15 protein-coding genes are annotated in these 16,831 nt (G+C 38.8%); 6 read left to right on the plus strand and 9 right to left on the minus strand.

Features of this window, described 5'->3' with window-relative positions:
• Positions 1-299: carbonic anhydrase (locus AC11ZT_RS03750; RefSeq protein WP_484058323.1), on the minus strand; the 299-nt coding region annotated here is incomplete at its 3' end.
• Positions 300-503: 204 nt separating this feature from the next.
• Between AC11ZT_RS03750 and AC11ZT_RS03755 the strand changes: the two genes are divergently transcribed.
• Positions 504-1,847 carry a cytochrome ubiquinol oxidase subunit I gene (locus AC11ZT_RS03755; RefSeq protein ID WP_484058324.1) on the plus strand — a complete coding sequence of 448 codons (1,344 nt, stop codon included), beginning with the start codon at positions 504-506 and terminating at the stop codon, positions 1,845-1,847.
• Positions 1,837-2,865 carry a cytochrome d ubiquinol oxidase subunit II gene (gene cydB, locus AC11ZT_RS03760; RefSeq protein ID WP_484058325.1) on the plus strand — a complete coding sequence of 343 codons (1,029 nt, stop codon included), beginning with the start codon at positions 1,837-1,839 and terminating at the stop codon, positions 2,863-2,865. Before AC11ZT_RS03755 ends, cydB begins: the two co-directional genes overlap by 11 nt.
• Before the next feature lie 46 nt (positions 2,866-2,911).
• On the opposite strand, the gene menC is transcribed toward cydB, so the two are convergent.
• From menC to AC11ZT_RS03790, 6 genes are all read right to left on the minus strand, one after another.
• The gene (menC, locus tag AC11ZT_RS03765; protein ID WP_484058326.1) at positions 2,912-4,012 is read right to left on the minus strand and encodes an o-succinylbenzoate synthase; all 1,101 of its coding nucleotides are present in this window, start codon (positions 4,010-4,012) and stop codon (positions 2,912-2,914) included.
• Positions 4,009-5,460 (minus strand): o-succinylbenzoate--CoA ligase, encoded by a 1,452-nt coding sequence (locus AC11ZT_RS03770; RefSeq protein ID WP_484058327.1) that lies wholly within the window; start codon positions 5,458-5,460, stop codon positions 4,009-4,011. The genes menC and AC11ZT_RS03770 overlap by 4 nt, the downstream gene beginning before the upstream one ends.
• Before the next feature lie 96 nt (positions 5,461-5,556).
• The gene (menB, locus tag AC11ZT_RS03775) at positions 5,557-6,375 is read right to left on the minus strand and encodes a 1,4-dihydroxy-2-naphthoyl-CoA synthase (RefSeq protein ID WP_379965215.1); all 819 of its coding nucleotides are present in this window, start codon (positions 6,373-6,375) and stop codon (positions 5,557-5,559) included.
• A gap of 11 nt (positions 6,376-6,386) precedes the next feature.
• Positions 6,387-7,199: a 2-succinyl-6-hydroxy-2,4-cyclohexadiene-1-carboxylate synthase gene (gene menH / locus AC11ZT_RS03780; protein WP_484058328.1), complete on the minus strand. Its 813-nt coding sequence runs from the start codon at positions 7,197-7,199 to the stop codon at positions 6,387-6,389.
• Positions 7,192-8,937 carry a 2-succinyl-5-enolpyruvyl-6-hydroxy-3-cyclohexene-1-carboxylic-acid synthase gene (menD, locus tag AC11ZT_RS03785; RefSeq protein WP_484058329.1) on the minus strand — a complete coding sequence of 582 codons (1,746 nt, stop codon included), beginning with the start codon at positions 8,935-8,937 and terminating at the stop codon, positions 7,192-7,194. Before menD ends, menH begins: the two co-directional genes overlap by 8 nt.
• Positions 8,934-10,310, minus strand: coding sequence for an isochorismate synthase (locus AC11ZT_RS03790; RefSeq protein WP_484058330.1), 1,377 nt, complete (start codon positions 10,308-10,310; stop codon positions 8,934-8,936). Before AC11ZT_RS03790 ends, menD begins: the two co-directional genes overlap by 4 nt.
• 183 nt (positions 10,311-10,493) lie before the next feature.
• Between AC11ZT_RS03790 and AC11ZT_RS03795 the strand changes: the two genes are divergently transcribed.
• Together AC11ZT_RS03795 and AC11ZT_RS03800 are read left to right on the plus strand one after the other, a co-directional pair.
• On the plus strand, positions 10,494-11,441 hold the full coding sequence (locus AC11ZT_RS03795; RefSeq protein ID WP_484058331.1) for a 1,4-dihydroxy-2-naphthoate polyprenyltransferase: 948 nt from the start codon (positions 10,494-10,496) through the stop codon (positions 11,439-11,441).
• Positions 11,442-11,560: 119 nt separating this feature from the next.
• Entirely contained in the window at positions 11,561-12,268 is a 708-nt protein-coding gene (locus AC11ZT_RS03800) for a TraR/DksA C4-type zinc finger protein (protein WP_484058332.1), read from the plus strand.
• Positions 12,269-12,395: 127 nt separating this feature from the next.
• On the opposite strand, the gene AC11ZT_RS03805 is transcribed toward AC11ZT_RS03800, so the two are convergent.
• Positions 12,396-12,596, minus strand: a complete 201-nt coding sequence (locus tag AC11ZT_RS03805) for a cold-shock protein (protein WP_379965197.1) — start codon at positions 12,594-12,596, stop codon at positions 12,396-12,398.
• Positions 12,597-12,883: 287 nt separating this feature from the next.
• On the opposite strand from AC11ZT_RS03805, the gene AC11ZT_RS03810 reads away from it, so the two are divergent.
• Together AC11ZT_RS03810 and AC11ZT_RS03815 are read left to right on the plus strand one after the other, a co-directional pair.
• A complete protein-coding gene (locus AC11ZT_RS03810) occupies positions 12,884-13,654 on the plus strand; it encodes a TIGR00266 family protein (protein ID WP_484058333.1) in 771 nt (256 codons plus the stop codon).
• A 79-nt stretch (positions 13,655-13,733) separates the two neighbouring features.
• On the plus strand, positions 13,734-14,462 hold the full coding sequence (locus tag AC11ZT_RS03815; RefSeq protein WP_484058334.1) for a lipase family protein: 729 nt from the start codon (positions 13,734-13,736) through the stop codon (positions 14,460-14,462).
• 30 nt (positions 14,463-14,492) lie between these two features.
• On the opposite strand, the gene AC11ZT_RS03820 is transcribed toward AC11ZT_RS03815, so the two are convergent.
• A partial coding sequence (locus AC11ZT_RS03820; protein ID WP_484058335.1) for a glycogen/starch/alpha-glucan phosphorylase occupies positions 14,493-16,831 on the minus strand: 2,339 nt, incomplete at its 5' end.

Raw genomic sequence — 16,831 nt, forward strand, 5'->3', positions numbered from 1 at the left:
CCGCAATCATAATGACCAACCACACATACTTCAGCAGCACCTAATTCATATACTGCCACCATAATACTACGCATAATACTTCCAAACGGATGAGAAACTATTGCTCCTGCCACTTTAATAATTTTCACATCACCGTTTCGAATATTCATGGCCTTTGGTAGTAGTTCTACGAGCCGTGTATCCATACATGATATAATAACAAGCTTCTTCTCAGGATACTTATTCGATCTCAACAGTTCATATTCCTTACTTTCTACAAACCCCTTGTTGAATGTTAAAATTTCATCTAGCAACGCCATTATTTATCCCTCCTATTTTCATGTTCTCTCTTACAGAAATGATTGTCAACTATGAAATAATATAAGCAATAAATCTTGATTCTGGCAATAGACATAATTCCGTCGATTTTTCCACATAACTTTGTAACAAATAAAACGTTTCCAACACCCTTTTTCACTATAAAATGAGTGTAGATAAACAAAAGAAGGAGTTGAAGTTAGACGATGGATGTTCTTATGTTAAGTCGCATTCAATTTGCTGTTACTGTATTTTATCACTTCTTATTTGTACCACTTACTTTAGGCCTTGTTATTCTCGTAGCGATTATGGAAACACAACATGCACGAACTCTTAACCCAATGTACCGAAAGATGGCGGACTTTTGGGGAAAATTATTCACCATTAACTTTGTAATGGGTATTATCACTGGTATTACAATGGAATTCCAATTTGGTACAAACTGGTCTGAATATTCTAAGTATATGGGAGATATTTTCGGGGCTCCACTCGCAATTGAAGCTCTCGCGGCTTTTTTCTTAGAATCTACCTTTATGGGAATTTGGCTATTCGGGAAAGATCGAATTTCACCTAAATTCAGAGCTTTCAGTATGTGGATGGTAGCTATCGGAACAAATTTATCTGCAGTGTGGATTATTACAGCAGATGGATTTATGCAACGTCCAGTTGGATATGTGGTTCGAAATGGCCGCGCTGAACTAAATGATTTCTGGGCACTTATTTCAAATTCATATGCTTGGCACATGTTCTTCCATACAGTTGTAAGTGCATACATCGTTGGTTCCTTCTTTGTAATGGCGATTAGTGCTTACCACTTATTACGTAAAAATAATGTTCCATTCTTTAAAACATCATTTAAGTACGCATTAATTTTTGGACTTCTTGCTGCAACAGCAACTCCTTTTATCGGTCATGAATCCGGCGTAAATGCTGCAAAAGTACAGCCTGCAAAAGGTGCAGCCATGGAAGCGATTTGGAATACTGGTACTGGACAACCTTTCAATATCATTCAATTCCCTGATGTGAAAAACGAAAAAAATATTGAAGGTCTTAGCATACCAGGTCTAGGTAGCTTCTTCTATACAAGTAGCTTTAACGGCAAAGTTGTCGGTCTTAAAGATATCCCGCAAGATCAACGTCCGAACGTTAATATAGTTTATTACAGCTTCCGTGCAATGGTTGTTCTTGGTGTATACTTTATGCTTCTTACATGGCTTGGCTTCTATTTATACAGAAAAGGAAAACTTGAAACTTCAAGATTATTCTTAAAGTTTACGATGTGGTCAGTTCTTCTTCCTTATGTCGCAATCAACTTAGGATGGATGGTAACAGAGGCTGGACGTCAACCATGGACTGTATACGGACTGATGAAAACATCCGCATCCGTTTCACCAATTTCTATGTCACAAATTATATTCTCAATTGTTAGCTTGGTTATATTCTATACTTTATTACTAGTAGCAGATGTTTACTTAATGTTGAAATATGCCAAAAAAGGGCCTGAAGTCGTTACTGCTTCTGAAGAGGGGGATGTAAACTATGTCTCATGATATGTTAGCCATCATCTGGTTCGGTCTTTGGGGAGTTATTTGGACAGTGTATTTTGTCCTTGATGGATATGCACTTGGAACAGGAATGCTGTTTCCATTCATAACAAAAGATCGGAAGGAACGGAATCAGCTACAAGAATCAATTGGACCTTTCTGGGGCGGTAATGAAGTTTGGTTAATCACAGCAGGCGGTGCAACATTTGCTGCCTTCCCAGTTACCTATGCAAACATGTTTAGCTATTTATATACACCGCTTATGCTTATACTATTTTCTCTCTTCTTCCGTGCAGCAGGGCTTGAATTTATGCATAAAGAAGAATCACCAAAATGGCAAAGTACATTTAAATGGGCATTTGCCATTGGCAGCTTTTTAATCGCCCTATTATTCGGAGTAGCGTTTGCAAATCTATACTACGGCCTATTAATTGGTCAAAATGGATATGAAGGAACATTACTCAGTCTTCTTCATCCTTATGGTTTACTTGGTGGTATTCTATTCGTCGCAATCTTCACTCTTTCAGGTGCACTATGGACGATATTGAAAACAACAGGAGAAGTAGCCGATCGGTCCTACAAGATTGCAAGACCAGCATCTATGGTATCAGCTATCTTACTTGCTATCTTCTTCGTTGCAACTGCAAACCGAACAAAGCTATTTGAAAATTCCAATCAATACCCTGTTCTTTATTTGCTACCAATCTTAGCTATGCTTCTAAGCATACTTGCTATCTGGATGGTGGCAAAGAAAAAAATCGGATTGGCCTTTACTTCCGTAGCTTTAACAATCGCAATGTTTATGGCAACAGGCTTTGCAGGAATGTTCCCAAGAATGCTTCCTTCTCGCATTAATGATGCATTTAGCACAACGTTATACAATGCATCAGGTAGCCAGTTAACCTTACAAATTATGTTCGTTGTAGCTATTATCATGGTACCAATTGTTATCGGTTATCAAATATGGAGCTATACCGTTTTCAAAGAAAAGATTACTAAGAACTCAGCAAAGGGATATCATTAATACTCCTTAGTAAGAAAGGCACATGACATGATGTCATGTGCTTTTCTTATGTAAAACTACGCGTATGCATTGTAATAGTATCTAATCGTTTTTGATTGATTTCATAGCCTAACCCGTTTAGAGTTGAAACAGTTACCTTTCCGTTTTTCACCGTAACCTCGGGACAAATAATATCCTCTTCCCAGTAACGTGCCGATGCGGAAATATCTCCTGGAATCGAAAAGTTAGGCAAAGTGCTGAGGGCAATATTTTGAGCTCTAGAAATTCCGGTTTCAATCATGCCTCCACACCAAACGGGAATCTGTTGTTCCATGCAAAAATTATGAATACGAATGGCTTCTATTAACCCACCGACCCGTCCCGCTTTTATATTGATAATTCGACAACTCCCTAACCGTATAGCTATCCTTGCATCTTCTAGTGTATGAATGCTTTCATCTAGGCAAATAGGCGTTTCAATTTGCTGTTGAAGAGTAGCATGATCAAGAAAATCATGATCCCCAAGCGGCTGCTCAATCATCATTAGCCTAAATTCATCTAATCGCTTCAACTTATCTACGTCATTTAAGGTATAAGCTGAATTTGCGTCTACCATGAAAGGAAGGTCCGGAAATTCTTTCCGAATACCTGAAACAATTTCATAATCTCGGTCTGGTTTTATTTTTACTTTAAATCGTTTGTAGCCATCCCTTGCATATTGTTCAATATGTCGTAGCATTACAGGCAATGAATTCAGTCCAATAACAACCCCAACTTCAATCTCCTCTTTTAAACCACCTAGTGCGCCTTTTAACGATTGATTTGTCTGTTGTGCATATAAATCCCATAGAGCGCCTTCTATACCAGCCTTCGCCATATGATTGCGTTTTACTTGCCATAACATCTGAACGTCACCCGGATGTGCAAGGGGAGTTCGAAGCAAGGCAGGAATTAAATAGTCAGTTAGCATATGCGATGCCGTTTGAATTGTTTCTTCTGTATACCAAGGCTGTGAGAATGCGACAACTTCTCCCCAGCCGCTTCTACCGTCTTCATCATGTAATTGAATTAAAATACTTTCTCGCTCCTTGTACAAGCCGTAGCTCGTCTGAAACGGAGTAACCAGGTTCATATTTGTGTAATAGAGTGTCACGCGCTGAATGTTCATCGTAAGAGTCCCTTCAACTCACGGCGTAATAACTTATTGGATGCGTTGCGCGGTAGTTCATTAACATAGTAAATGTGTTTTGGCACTTTATAACGGGCAAGCCGCTCTTGGCAAAATAAAAATAGATCTTCCTCAGCTAATTCCTTTTCTACTTTTACAAAAGCAACTGGGACTTGTCCCCAATTTTCATCATCAATCCCCACCACACCTGCCTCTAAAACGAATGGATGAGCAAGAAGAACCTCCTCGATTTGTGCAGGGTAAATGTTTTCCCCGCCAGAAATTATTAAATCATTACGGCGGTCTAATACATATAAAAATCCTTCTTCATCTGAATATCCGATATCTCCTGTATGCAGCCATCCATCTACAATACTCTGTTTCGTCGCATCATCCTGTTTCCAATATCCATTTGTTACATTTGGGCCTTTTACTACAATTTCACCAGCTTCACCTGCTGACAGTGTCTTTCCATCCTTTTCAATTCGCAATTGACAAGGAAATAAAGGCTTCCCAGCTGATCCTACCTTTAAAAGCATATAATCGCTAGATAATGTACAAATTTGCGATGCAGTTTCAGTCATACCATACGATTGAAATACAGGAATATGCTTTTCTACACAAGCCTCAAGAAGCGGCTTCGGTGCAGGACCTCCCCCAAGCAATACACAGCGAAGGGTTTTCGGATAATCTTGATTTAAGAGTAACCGAATCATATCGGTAAGAACCTTTGAAACAACAGAAACCATCGTAATATCACATTGTAACAATTTCTCATTAATTTGATTTGCATCTGCCCGTTTTAAGATGACAATGCGCATGCCGTAGATAACATTTTTCAATAAAATAGATAACCCACCCACATGAAAAAACGGTAAACAAGCTAACCAACAATCTTCCTCTGTAAGACCTAAGTTTAAGGCAGAGCCAACCGCACTCCACCAATGATTTCCATAGGTTAGCTTCACACCCTTTGGATTACCAGTAGTACCTGATGTGTAAATGATGGTCATCGTTTCCTCTTCCGCAAATTCTTCCATAAAAGGGACAGCAACGGAAGGTAAAGCAAGTAGCTGTTCATATGTATACTTATATATTCGATGGTTATCTACCATGATATGCTGGTTATCATCTGTTATAAGTAAATGTACTTCAGCATCCTCTATTTGCCAAAGAAGCTCTTCCTGTGACAGCCGTGTATTTAGTAAAACGGCTACCGCACCTATGTATGAGAGTGCATGGATTACATATACCATTTCAATACTGTTTCTCATTAAAACGGCTACATGATGTTCCTTGCCTACTCCAGCGAAAGAAAGATGCTCCGCAAGAGTAGCAACCTGTTTATCTAACTCACGAAAAGTCAGTACCTGAGTTCCCTCTTCGAGTGCAATTCGCTCCGGTGTTAAAAAAGCACGCTGCTTTAACCAGTTTGGCATCATTTTCATCCGATTCCCCTTCTTTCTATAACCATTTCCTACATGTATTATATACCAACAAAAAAACTGGTACTCAAATGAGCACCAGTCCTTATTATCTTATCATCAAGGAAAACGAGGAAATTGTCCGAAGTCTGGTGAACGTTTTTCCTTAAATGCATCGCGTCCTTCTTTTGCTTCATCTGAAGTATAGTAAAGAAGCGTTGCATCACCTGCTAGTTGTTGAATACCTGCTAGGCCATCCGTATCAGCATTAAATGCAGCCTTCAAGAAGCGGATTGCCATCGGGCTTTTTTCTAGAATTTCTTCTGCCCATTGTACTGTTTCATCTTCTAGTTGTTCTAACGGCACTACTTTATTTACAAGGCCCATATCTAGAGCTTCCTGTGCACCATATTGACGGCATAAATACCAAATTTCACGTGCTTTCTTATGTCCTACGATACGTGCTAAGTAACCAGCACCATATCCACCGTCAAAGCTTCCTACCTTCGGACCAGTTTGTCCAAATACAGCGTTTTCAGCTGCAATGGTTAAGTCAGCTACAATATGAAGAACATGACCACCGCCGATTGCATAACCTGCAACCATTGCAATAACTGGTTTTGGAATCGCACGCATGAGGCGTTGCAAATCAAGCACGTTTAAACGAGGGATTTGATCGTCTCCAACGTATCCACCATTGCCGCGAACCTTTTGGTCTCCGCCGGAACAAAATGCACGTCCGCCTTCACCTGTTAAAATAATAACGCCAATATTTTCATCATCGCGAGCACGCGCAAATGCATCGATCATTTCCATAACGGTTTTTGGTCGGAATGCATTATGCACATGAGGGCGATTGATAGAAACCTTTGCAATACCATTGTATGTAGAATAAATGATATCTTCATATGAACCTTGAATATTCCACTCTCTTGTCATCAAATTACCTCCTAATTCGTCAAACTATTCAAAAATCCCATTACTATTGTATCAAACTTTTCTGGTTGTTCCACATGAATTGCATGGCCTGCGTCAGAAATTTGTATCAGCCTTGCATTTGGCAGCATATATTCCATACGTGATAGAATCCCTATAAACTTTTCATCATATTCACCACAAAGAAGTAATACAGGCATTTGAAGCTTATGTAACCAATGCCACCAGGAAGGCTGAACTCCTGTCCCCATACCTCGTAAGCTATTTGCAAGTCCAATCTCATTGTTTCGCAATCGTTCCTTACGAAGACAATCACGAGTTGATTTTGATAAACGTTTTTGTGAAGCAAATAAGGGAACCTCTTCCCATTTATCAACAAAAGCAGGGATACCAGCTGTTTCAATAAAATTTGCCAGCTTACGATCTTTTTGCACGCGTTCTTCCCGCTCTTCCTTTTCTTCTAAACCTGCTGTCGTACTTTCTAAAACTAGGGAACGAACCCGCTTAGGATACAAACTTGCAAATGTAACGGCAAGCCTTCCCCCCATGGAATAACCAAGAATATGTACTTGCTCTGCATGAATACTATCTACTAACATACGTAAATCCCGTGCAACTACTTCTATATTGTATCTTGCTTCATCTACCGGGTGCTCCGTTTTCCCATGTCCAAGCAAATCAATGGCAATCACACGAAAATGTTTGCTCCATGAAGAAAGAAAGGAGCGCCATGTTTCTTTGCTTCCCGTAAAACCGTGCAGAAGAAGAAGGGGCTCCCCAGCGCCAACCTCTTCCACATCATACATGACCCCGCCAAGGTTAATCATGCTGCAACACCTTGTCAATTTCCTTCGATATGGTTGTCCATAGATCACGGTGCATACGCATATTACCTTCACGATCTGTCCGCCATTCTATAACATGGAGTCCATGTCCGGTTACTCCATCCTTTACGTATTCACGAAATTGCTGCCACGATTGCGGGCGACTGAATGTACCGCCATACATCTTAACTACATGTTCATAATCTAAACCAAGCGGCGTTCCAAATAATGTTTCAAAATGTTTCTGTTGCTCATGCTGTGAAAGAAAAGAAAAGATTCCACCACCATCATTATTCACGACAACAATCGTCGCATCCAGTTGATGAAGTTTCGCCGCAAGCAAGCCATTTAAATCATGGTAAAAGGCTAAATCCCCAATGATAAGTACAAGAGGTGCAGACGAAATACTTGTACCAAGTGCAGTGGAGATAACACCATCAATCCCATTTACACCACGATTTGCGTAGATAGTAAGGTCCTTTTCATTATTAAGTAAAAAGGTATCTGCATCTCGAATCGGCATGCTATTACTCAGAAATAACGATCCCTTGTCTGGAAGCAAGTGTGCAACCTCTGTAATAACCTTACCTTCAAATGGGTGTTCATAATCTTGAATGGCAAGAAGATGTTTCTTGGACACTTGATTGATTATCTTCCAAGAACGAATCCAATTGCCTTCCCTTTTTCCTGTAGTCTTTGCCGCTAATTCCTTACAAAATTGCGTTTCATTCGCATGGATCATTTCATTCGTCATACGCCCTGGATCTCGCCATGAGCCAGATTCGTCAACTGTAATATGTAAGGCTCCATCTTGCTTACTAATAAATTGTGAAAGTGCTTTTGAAACAGGCATTGCGCCGAGACGAATGACTACATCAGGTTTCCAATTGGATGAGATGCTTTCATTTCGTAAAAACGTATCATAACAATCGATAATAAATGTTTTATCATGGTATCCGCATCGAAGTTGTGATAATGAATCTGCAAGAATTGGATATTGTAATGTTTGGGCCAATTCCGTAACAGCCTGTGCTAGCAAGGGATCATTTTGATCTCCACAAACGATTATTCCTTTATCCAAACAACTTAAGCGATTTGCTAAAGTCTCCACATAATGCTTGGATGGAACACGAATACTTGTTTCATCCATTTCCAGACTAGACACTTTCCCTTTGTTCCATATATCTGGTAATGAAAAATCCGGTAATAGCGGCTCACGAATTGGAAAATTTAAATGAACAGGTCCGTTTGGTACATCTTTACTAAGCATAACAGCTCGCTTGGCTGAAGAACGGATATAACGATACATCTTATCTGAGGACTCAGGTAGTGCAAGTTCAAATGATTTTTTTACAAATGAACCATAAAGCCCAATCTGATTCATTGCTTGTGGTGCTTCTACGTCGCGCAGCTCGTGTGGACGATCCGCGGTTAATACTAAAAGTGGCACACGAGAATGAAATGCTTCGCATACAGCAGGAAAATAATTTGCTGCTGCCGTACCTGAAGTACAAAGCAAGACAACAGGCTGTTTTTTTGCTTTTGCCATACCGAGAGCAAAAAAAGCAGCTGAGCGCTCATCCACATGTAAATACGTAGTAATGTCAGCATGCTCAGCCATTAACAAGGCTAACGGTGTTGAACGGGAACCGGGGCTAATGACAACATCGCGTACATGTAAGTACGCGAGTTCATCAACAAACGATCCCAAATAATAGGTCAATGCTTCTGTATGACTCATTCTGTGTTTCCCCCTAAGGCCGTAAGCATAGGCTTAAACTTCATTTTTGTTTCTTCATATTCGAGTTCTGCCTTCGAATCTGCTACGATACCACATCCTGCAAACAAAGTAATATAATTTCCTTTAATTAAGCCCGAACGTATACCTACTGCAAATTCTCCGTTCCCCTCACTGTCTAACCAACCAATTGGACCGCCATATAGACCACGATCAAGCTGTTCCTGCTGACGAATCATTCTCATCGCCTCATTACGTGGTGTTCCACCTAGCGCTGGAGTTGGATGCAATTTTTCAACCATAGTCAATAAACTGCTCGTACCACTTGCTTCAACAGGTGTATACAAATGAATTAAATGTTTTGTTTTCATAATACCAGGTGTTTGCGGAATGACTATGTTTTCACACACTTCTTCCATCATTTTTCGTATACTATCAACAACATATCCATGCTCAATTCGGTTTTTGTCATCATATAATAATTCTTTTGCATTTCGTTCATCTTCTTCTTCTGTTTTACCCCGACCAATTGAACCAGCAAGACACATTGAAGTATACTTTGTTCTCTCCTTTTTAACTAATCGTTCAGGAGTTGCTCCTAAAAAACATGATCCGTTGTAATCAACCGCAAATACATAGCAACCAGGTTGACCGATTCGAAGTGCCTCCAGTACATTAGCTGAATCTACTTCACGATCCGTTTCTAATTTCATTTCGCGCGCTAAAACAACCTTAGGTACATTCTTTTCTTCCATTTCCTTCTGAACTGCGGTTACTGTTTGAACCCAGTCCTCAAGCTTTCCCTCGTGCTTACGTATATAAGAAACGGCATGATCAGATAATGGATCCTTACTTAGCTGAAGTAAGTCATGAACTGCTTCTTTCATTTCTTCATTCAAATCTTGTACGTGATTATCTTTACGTGCAATTTTATTTATAGTTAACCACGCTTCACCATCCTTTAATGTAATCATAAAGGACGGTAGCCATAATGTGGAATCAGCGTATGAATTCCACGTTTCTGTTTTTTCATGTAACGGATCAAAGGTAAACCCACCGAACAATAGTGGTCCCGTTCCGAATGCAAATGGAGAGTGGTCTATACGTACTTTCTCCCACAAGTTTTGAATTTCATGAAAACGCTTTTTTGAAGATGAAGTAAAAGTTAATACGGATCCTATTCCCGCCATAGTAATACGCTGGGTAGGATCGGACCAATAAAAGCGCTCCTTATATCCTAATTTTCGTCCGGCTGCATAAAAAAGGAGTGGATCAATCCATTCCACTTGTTTAACCGTACTTATAATCGTTTCTTCTCGTGTATCTACAGCAGTGAGGAGCGATTGCTGCATTCTGTGTTGTTTCATATCGATCATATGTGTCTCCTCCTTACGAAAGAACTCTACTTATGTTTAATTTACACCCCTAATAAAAGCCGTGTCAATCATTAGCATTTTAGTAAGAAACCATGTCGTTTCCTATAAATTAAACATTGACACTATCCATGGCTTTTCCTACACTTAATTGTGTACTTATTATGAACTGGGGGATTCAAACATATGAAAGCAGAAACGAATTCTTCGTTAACGCATACTACAATAAAGCAAAATCGTTTTAGAGTATGGTGGAATCTACTTCGTCCTCATACCCTTACTGCATCCTTTGTTCCCGTTTTAATCGGAACTGTGTATGCATTGCAAATGATAGGATCAATGAAAATAAATCTTCCTTTATTTATCATTATGCTGCTCGCATGTATGCTCATTCAAACGGCCACAAACCTTTTTAATGAATATTTTGATTTCAAAAGAGGACTGGACAATGAAAAATCCGTCGGCATCGGCGGTGCGATTGTCCGCGAAGGATTTAAACCAACTACTGTCCTATATTTGGCGTATGGTTGCATTGCTTCTGCTTTGTTATTAGGGATTATTATTTGTATACAAAGTAGCTGGTGGCTTGCATTGGTTGGTATAGTAAGTATTTTGGTTGGATATTTGTATACAGGTGGTCCCATTCCGATTGCCTACACACCTTTTGGCGAACTTACTTCAGGATTATTTATGGGCATAGTTATTATTGGAATTTCATTCTTTATTCAAACAGGGGAAGTTACAAGCAACTTAATTTTAATTTCCATACCATCTTCTCTTTTAATCGGATCGATTTTATTAGCAAATAATATTCGCGATCTTGACGGGGATAAAGAAAATGGTCGGAAAACATTAGCTATTCTTGTGGGACGAAAAAATGCAATTTTTGTTTTAGGAACAATATTCTTCATATCCTATGCGTGGGCGCTATTCCTACTATTTAGTGGAATTGTCTCTCCTTGGATTTTAGTCGTATTCCTAAGCCTTCCACAAGCCATTTCCGCAGTAAGAGGATTTATCGGAAAAAGCTTACCTGCCGAAATGATGCCGGCAATGATTGCCACTTCAAAAATGAACACCATTTTTGGGTTTTTATTTGCTATAGGTTTGTTACTTGGATTTTTCCTATACTAATCGCCTCAATGGCAAAGGCAGCTAGAAATAGCTGCCTTTTTTTCGTTTCAATACCTTTCCTTATAATTTTGATACGGTTGCAAATACTAGTACCAATAATAAAAAAGGAAGGTGCCTTCATGCTGACTCCAAGACAAATAGAGCATTTTAAACGAGTTTTAACTTATGAAAAGGAAGAACTCGAAAGAAGTATTTCTTCGCGGGAAACAGAAGACCGACAAACGCATAGTGAATCCATAGGGGAACTCTCCCTTTACGATAACCATCCTGGGGATATCGCTACTGAATTGTATGAACGAGAAAAAGACTTTGGTTTACTGGAATTCCATCATAAACAACTGGATGATATCAACTATGCGTTAGCACGAATAGAAGCTGGTAATTATGGCATTTGTGAAGTATCCGGTGAAATCATACCGCTTGAGCGACTAGAAGCTATGCCAACTGCAGTAACAACTAAGGAACACGCCAACGATCGCTTATTAAAAGATAGCAGACCAGTAGAAGAAGAAATCATTACACCTGTAGTAACGAAGAAACAACGAGACTCCTTTATCGGTTATGATGAAGAAGATGCATGGCAAGATGTAGCGAATTATGGAAGTTCTGATACTCCTTCAGATTTAAGTGGGCAAGACTATAAAGAATTTAATACGATGTATATAGATAGTGATGAGCCTAGAGGTGTTGTTGAGGATTTTGAAAATTTTATCGGAACAGATATATATGGAAAGAATCCAAAAGCATATCCGGGAGATGACCATGAATCATATGAACAAATGTTAGACAATGATGATGTTTTTCCAACAAACAACAAAAAAACATAATTAGTTTCGTTATAAAAAAGTAGAGCTAACTACCAGCCCATTCCTATTTCGCTGGTAGTTAGTTGAATCAATATGATTCAATTCCTACAAAAAGAGCATTTCACCAAAGCGAAATGCTCATAACTTTTTATTTTTTTACAACGTTAGCAGCTTGAGGTCCACGATTTCCTTCAACGACTTCAAAAGTAACTTCTTGACCTTCTTCTAAAGTTTTAAATCCTTCACCTTGAATAGCAGAGAAGTGCACAAATACATCATTACCATCTTCTCCTTGAATAAATCCATAACCCTTTTCACCATTAAACCATTTTACTTTACCCACTTGCATTGTATTACCTCCTAAAGTTGAAAAAATAAAACTAATTGCGCTACATACGAAGGAAGAGAATAAAGAAATTGTTCAAGTCTAGCATGTTAAGAACATGAGAAATTTGACCTACTTCCGTACCAATATATGCAGTTCAATAGTACTTTTAATGTATCATAATTAAATAATTTCCGTCAAACAAATAATGTGTGCAATGGAAATATTAACAAAATATTCATTTCTTCTCATTTGCTCTTTCGATACAATAGAATTGGTACATTTATTTTTGAATGGAGAGGAGATATTCCATGAAATCACATGAAATCGACTATGAGTTGTATGGCGATGATATGCAATTTGTTCAAATTGAACTGGACCCCCAAGAAAGTGTAGTTGCCGAAGCTGGCGCCCTTATGATGATGGAAGACGGCATCGCAATGGAAACTATTTTCGGAGACGGCTCCGAACAAAAAGGACTTTTTGGTAAGCTGCTTGGCGCTGGAAAACGGATGGTAACCGGAGAAAGTCTATTTATGACTGTATTTACCAATACGAATAATGTAAAGCGTTCTGTCTCCTTTGCAGCATCTTATCCAGGGAAAATTATCCCCATTGACTTAAGTCAATACAATGAAAAATTAATTTGCCAAAAGGATGCCTTTCTTTGTGCAGCAAAAGGAGTTTCTATTGGCGTTGAGTTTACGAAGAAGCTTGGGACTGGATTCTTCGGGGGTGAAGGATTTATTATGCAAAAGCTTGAAGGTGATGGCTTAGCATTTATTCACGCAGGGGGAACAATTTTCCAAAAAGAGCTGCAACGTGGGGAAAGACTTCGCGTTGATACAGGTTGCTTAGTAGCCTTAACGAAAGACGTTCACTACGATATCCAACTTGCAGGAAATGTGAAGACAGCATTGTTTGGCGGTGAAGGTTTATTTTTTGCTACACTAGAAGGACCTGGTACCGTTTGGGTTCAATCCCTCACATTAAGTCGTCTTGCACAACGTATTAATGGATCTGCTGGAGTAAAAACCGATGAAGGTAGCGTTCTCGGCGGATTGGGACGTTTAATCGACTAACGAATGGATTATATTGAGTCTTCATATAATGTAGTGTTGCTTTCCTAAGCAGCACTACATTCATATAGGAGGTTCTTCCTTGCTCACATTCTCTACCATCGATAAAGAACTAAGCCTTTTGCTTGCGAATTGCTGCGCATTAACCTATGAGCAGAATATACAAAATGGGCACTTTTCTATTCCAGATGGATTTCAATATGTTTTAGGTTTCAAAGCAAAGGCAATTGGGGCACTGGAATGGTTTGGCTTTATTCTAGAATCAGATGATTGTATTATTGTAGCCTTTCGAGGCACACAATCTGATCCTGATTGGATTGCAGATTCTTTAGTCAATCAACGGGAATATCCATATACCCCAAACAGCGGTAATGTTCACAGTGGCTTTCTTTCTATATATGAAACGTGCCGTGACACCATTATGGACACACTATCTACGCTTTCCTCAGATAAATCTCTTCTAATAACTGGTCATAGTTTAGGAGGAGCACTGGCTGTCCTCCACATGTTAGATGCCAGAGTCAATACTTCGTTTAGCAAATATATTCTCTATAACTTTGGTGCTCCAAAAGTAGGAGATCTTGCATTTCGAAACTATTACAACCTGCAGGTTGCAAACAGCATTCGATTTGTCAATTTATTTGATATTGTTCCTCTTTTACCGCCAAGAAATGTGAAGATTGAAAAAATCAATCGTATATGGGAGTATTACCATGTAAATCATACTGTTACCTTTACTTCTAACTTAGGATCCATTACTAAAAATCACGATATTTCATCTTACATGAATGCCATACAAACATGGGCATAAAAAAACAGGTGCTTATAGGCACCTGTTCCCTCAAAAAATCGGTTTGATATTCCATATTTCATCAGCATATTGCTTAATCGTGCGATCACTTGTGAAATATCCTGACTTTGCAACATTCGTTATACTCATCTCTAACCATTTCTTGCGATCTTGATAGGCTTTTCCCACTTTTTCCTGCACATCTATATACGGAGCAAAATCTCGTAATACAAAATATTCATCATTTTGTGTAATGAGAGAATCATAAATGGTTCCAAATTCATCATCCCCATCAGAGAAAAATCCATTTACAAACTGATTCACAACTTTTGTAATTCGTAGATCATGATGGTAATAATCACTTGAACGATATCCACCATTGCTGTAATAATGTAGCACTTCCTCAGCTGTAAGCCCGAAAATAAATATGTTTTCATCCCCGACTTCATCACGTATCTCGACGTTAGCACCGTCAAGAGTTCCAACAGTAACCGCTCCGTTCATCATAAACTTCATATTTCCTGTTCCAGAAGCTTCCTTACTTGCTGTTGAAATTTGCTCGCTTACGTCAGATGCTGGGAAAATTTCTTCTGCAAGCGATACACGGTAATTTTCCAAAAAGATAACTTTTAAAACACTATTTGTTTGCGGATCATGGTTGACCTTAACAGCAAGATCATTTATCAGTTTAATAATTTTCTTTGCATAATAATATCCAGGAGATGCCTTAGCTCCAAATATAAAGGTGCGTGGTTGCATCGTGAACGTTGAATCCTCTTTTAACCGATTGTATAAATACATGATATGAAGTACATTCAAAAGCTGACGTTTATAAGCATGAAGTCGTTTTACTTGTACATCAAAAATGGACTGCGTATCAATGGCAATGCCTGTCTTTTGTAATATACGCTGTGCTAACTTTTCTTTACGAAGCTTCTTCACAGCCTCGAATTCCTGTAAAAATGAAGCATCATTCTTATATGCTAATAGCGATTTGAGCTTTGTTGGATCTGCTATCCAATCGGAACCAATACTATCTACTAATAACTTTGTAAGTTCCGGATTGGCTTTTAATAACCATCTTCTATGTGTAATTCCATTCGTTTTATTATTAAATTTATTTGGATAAAACTCATGAAACAGTCGCATCTCACGCTTCTTTAAAATCTCTGTATGAATATGCGCAACACCATTTACACTATGGCTACCTACAACAGCAAGATGTGCCATTTTCACAAGGCCATCTGCAATAATGGCCATATTCTCAATTCGTTTCCAATCATATGGATATCGATTCCATAAATCACGACAAAATCGTTCATTAATTTCATTCACAATCATGAAAATACGTGGCAGAAGCGGCTGAAAAATATGAATTGGCCACTTTTCAAGTGCTTCTGAAAGAGTAGTATGATTGGTATATGAAATAGTATTCGTCGTAATGTACCATGCTTCATCCCAGCCCATGTGTTCCTCATCTAGCAACACTCGCATTAATTCAGGAATAGCAAGCACAGGATGTGTATCGTTAATATGAATGGCTACCTTTTCATGTAGATTCTTTAATGTACCATTGCGATCCTTATGCAGACGTATAATATTTCGTAAACTAGAAGAAACAAGAAAATATTGCTGCTTCAAACGAAGTATTTTTCCTTCGTCATGTGTATCATCTGGATACAAAAATTCAGATACAGATTCTGTTTCTCGCTTATAAACGAGTACATTTTTATTATTCGGTGGGAATGGCGTAGGCTCCGCACTCCACAAACGAAGTGTATTCACGGTATCTGTATGATACCCAACAATGGGTACATCATACGGAATCGCCATAATTGTCTCCGGATTATTATGATAAAATTCTAGTCTTCCATTCACGTTCGAGGACTCTACTTGTCCCCAAAAGTTAACTTCCACTGCCTGATCTTGTCTCCGTAGTTCCCATACGTTTCCATTTCGTAGCCATTGTTCTGGCAGCTCAACTTGATATCCATCCACTATTTTTTGATCAAATAACCCGTGCTTATACCGAATACCAAAACCATGTCCTGGAAGGTTAAGCGATGCAAGTGAATCCAAGAAACAAGCTGCGAGACGCCCTAAACCACCGTTTCCTAATCCTGCATCTGATTCGTTCTCTTCCAATTCATCTAAACTAATTCCTAAATCTGCTAACCCTTCTCTGCTTATCTCCAAAATATCTAAATTCAATAAATTGCTACCAAGTAATCTTCCAAGCAAAAATTCAATGGACAAATAATAGGTTTGTTTATTGTTATCTGTTCGGATTTTTTCATTCGTATCAATCCATCGTGAACTAATATATTCTCGCACCATATGACCTAGCGTGTTGTACTGATCACGAGTCGTAGAGTCTTTAAAGCTTTTCC

It is taken from the genome of Ectobacillus sp. (assembly GCF_056992975.1).

What these genes read in the sequence shown, in the direction of transcription:
- menB (WP_379965215.1), bottom strand. Translation starts at nt 6,375, where the DNA reads ATGACAAGAGAGTGGAATATTCAAGGTTCATATGAAGATATCATTTAT.
- AC11ZT_RS03770 (WP_484058327.1), bottom strand. Translation starts at nt 5,460, where the DNA reads ATGAAAATGATGCCAAACTGGTTAAAGCAGCGTGCTTTTTTAACACCG.
- AC11ZT_RS03790 (WP_484058330.1), bottom strand. Translation starts at nt 10,310, where the DNA reads ATGATCGATATGAAACAACACAGAATGCAGCAATCGCTCCTCACTGCT.
- menC (WP_484058326.1), bottom strand. Translation starts at nt 4,012, where the DNA reads ATGAACATTCAGCGCGTGACACTCTATTACACAAATATGAACCTGGTT.
- AC11ZT_RS03755 (WP_484058324.1), top strand. Translation starts at nt 504, where the DNA reads ATGGATGTTCTTATGTTAAGTCGCATTCAATTTGCTGTTACTGTATTT.
- menH (WP_484058328.1), bottom strand. Translation starts at nt 7,199, where the DNA reads ATGATTAACCTTGGCGGGGTCATGTATGATGTGGAAGAGGTTGGCGCT.
- cydB (WP_484058325.1), top strand. Translation starts at nt 1,837, where the DNA reads ATGTCTCATGATATGTTAGCCATCATCTGGTTCGGTCTTTGGGGAGTT.
- AC11ZT_RS03800 (WP_484058332.1), top strand. Translation starts at nt 11,561, where the DNA reads ATGCTGACTCCAAGACAAATAGAGCATTTTAAACGAGTTTTAACTTAT.
- AC11ZT_RS03810 (WP_484058333.1), top strand. Translation starts at nt 12,884, where the DNA reads ATGAAATCACATGAAATCGACTATGAGTTGTATGGCGATGATATGCAA.
- AC11ZT_RS03795 (WP_484058331.1), top strand. Translation starts at nt 10,494, where the DNA reads ATGAAAGCAGAAACGAATTCTTCGTTAACGCATACTACAATAAAGCAA.
- menD (WP_484058329.1), bottom strand. Translation starts at nt 8,937, where the DNA reads ATGAGTCATACAGAAGCATTGACCTATTATTTGGGATCGTTTGTTGAT.
- AC11ZT_RS03805 (WP_379965197.1), bottom strand. Translation starts at nt 12,596, where the DNA reads ATGCAAGTGGGTAAAGTAAAATGGTTTAATGGTGAAAAGGGTTATGGA.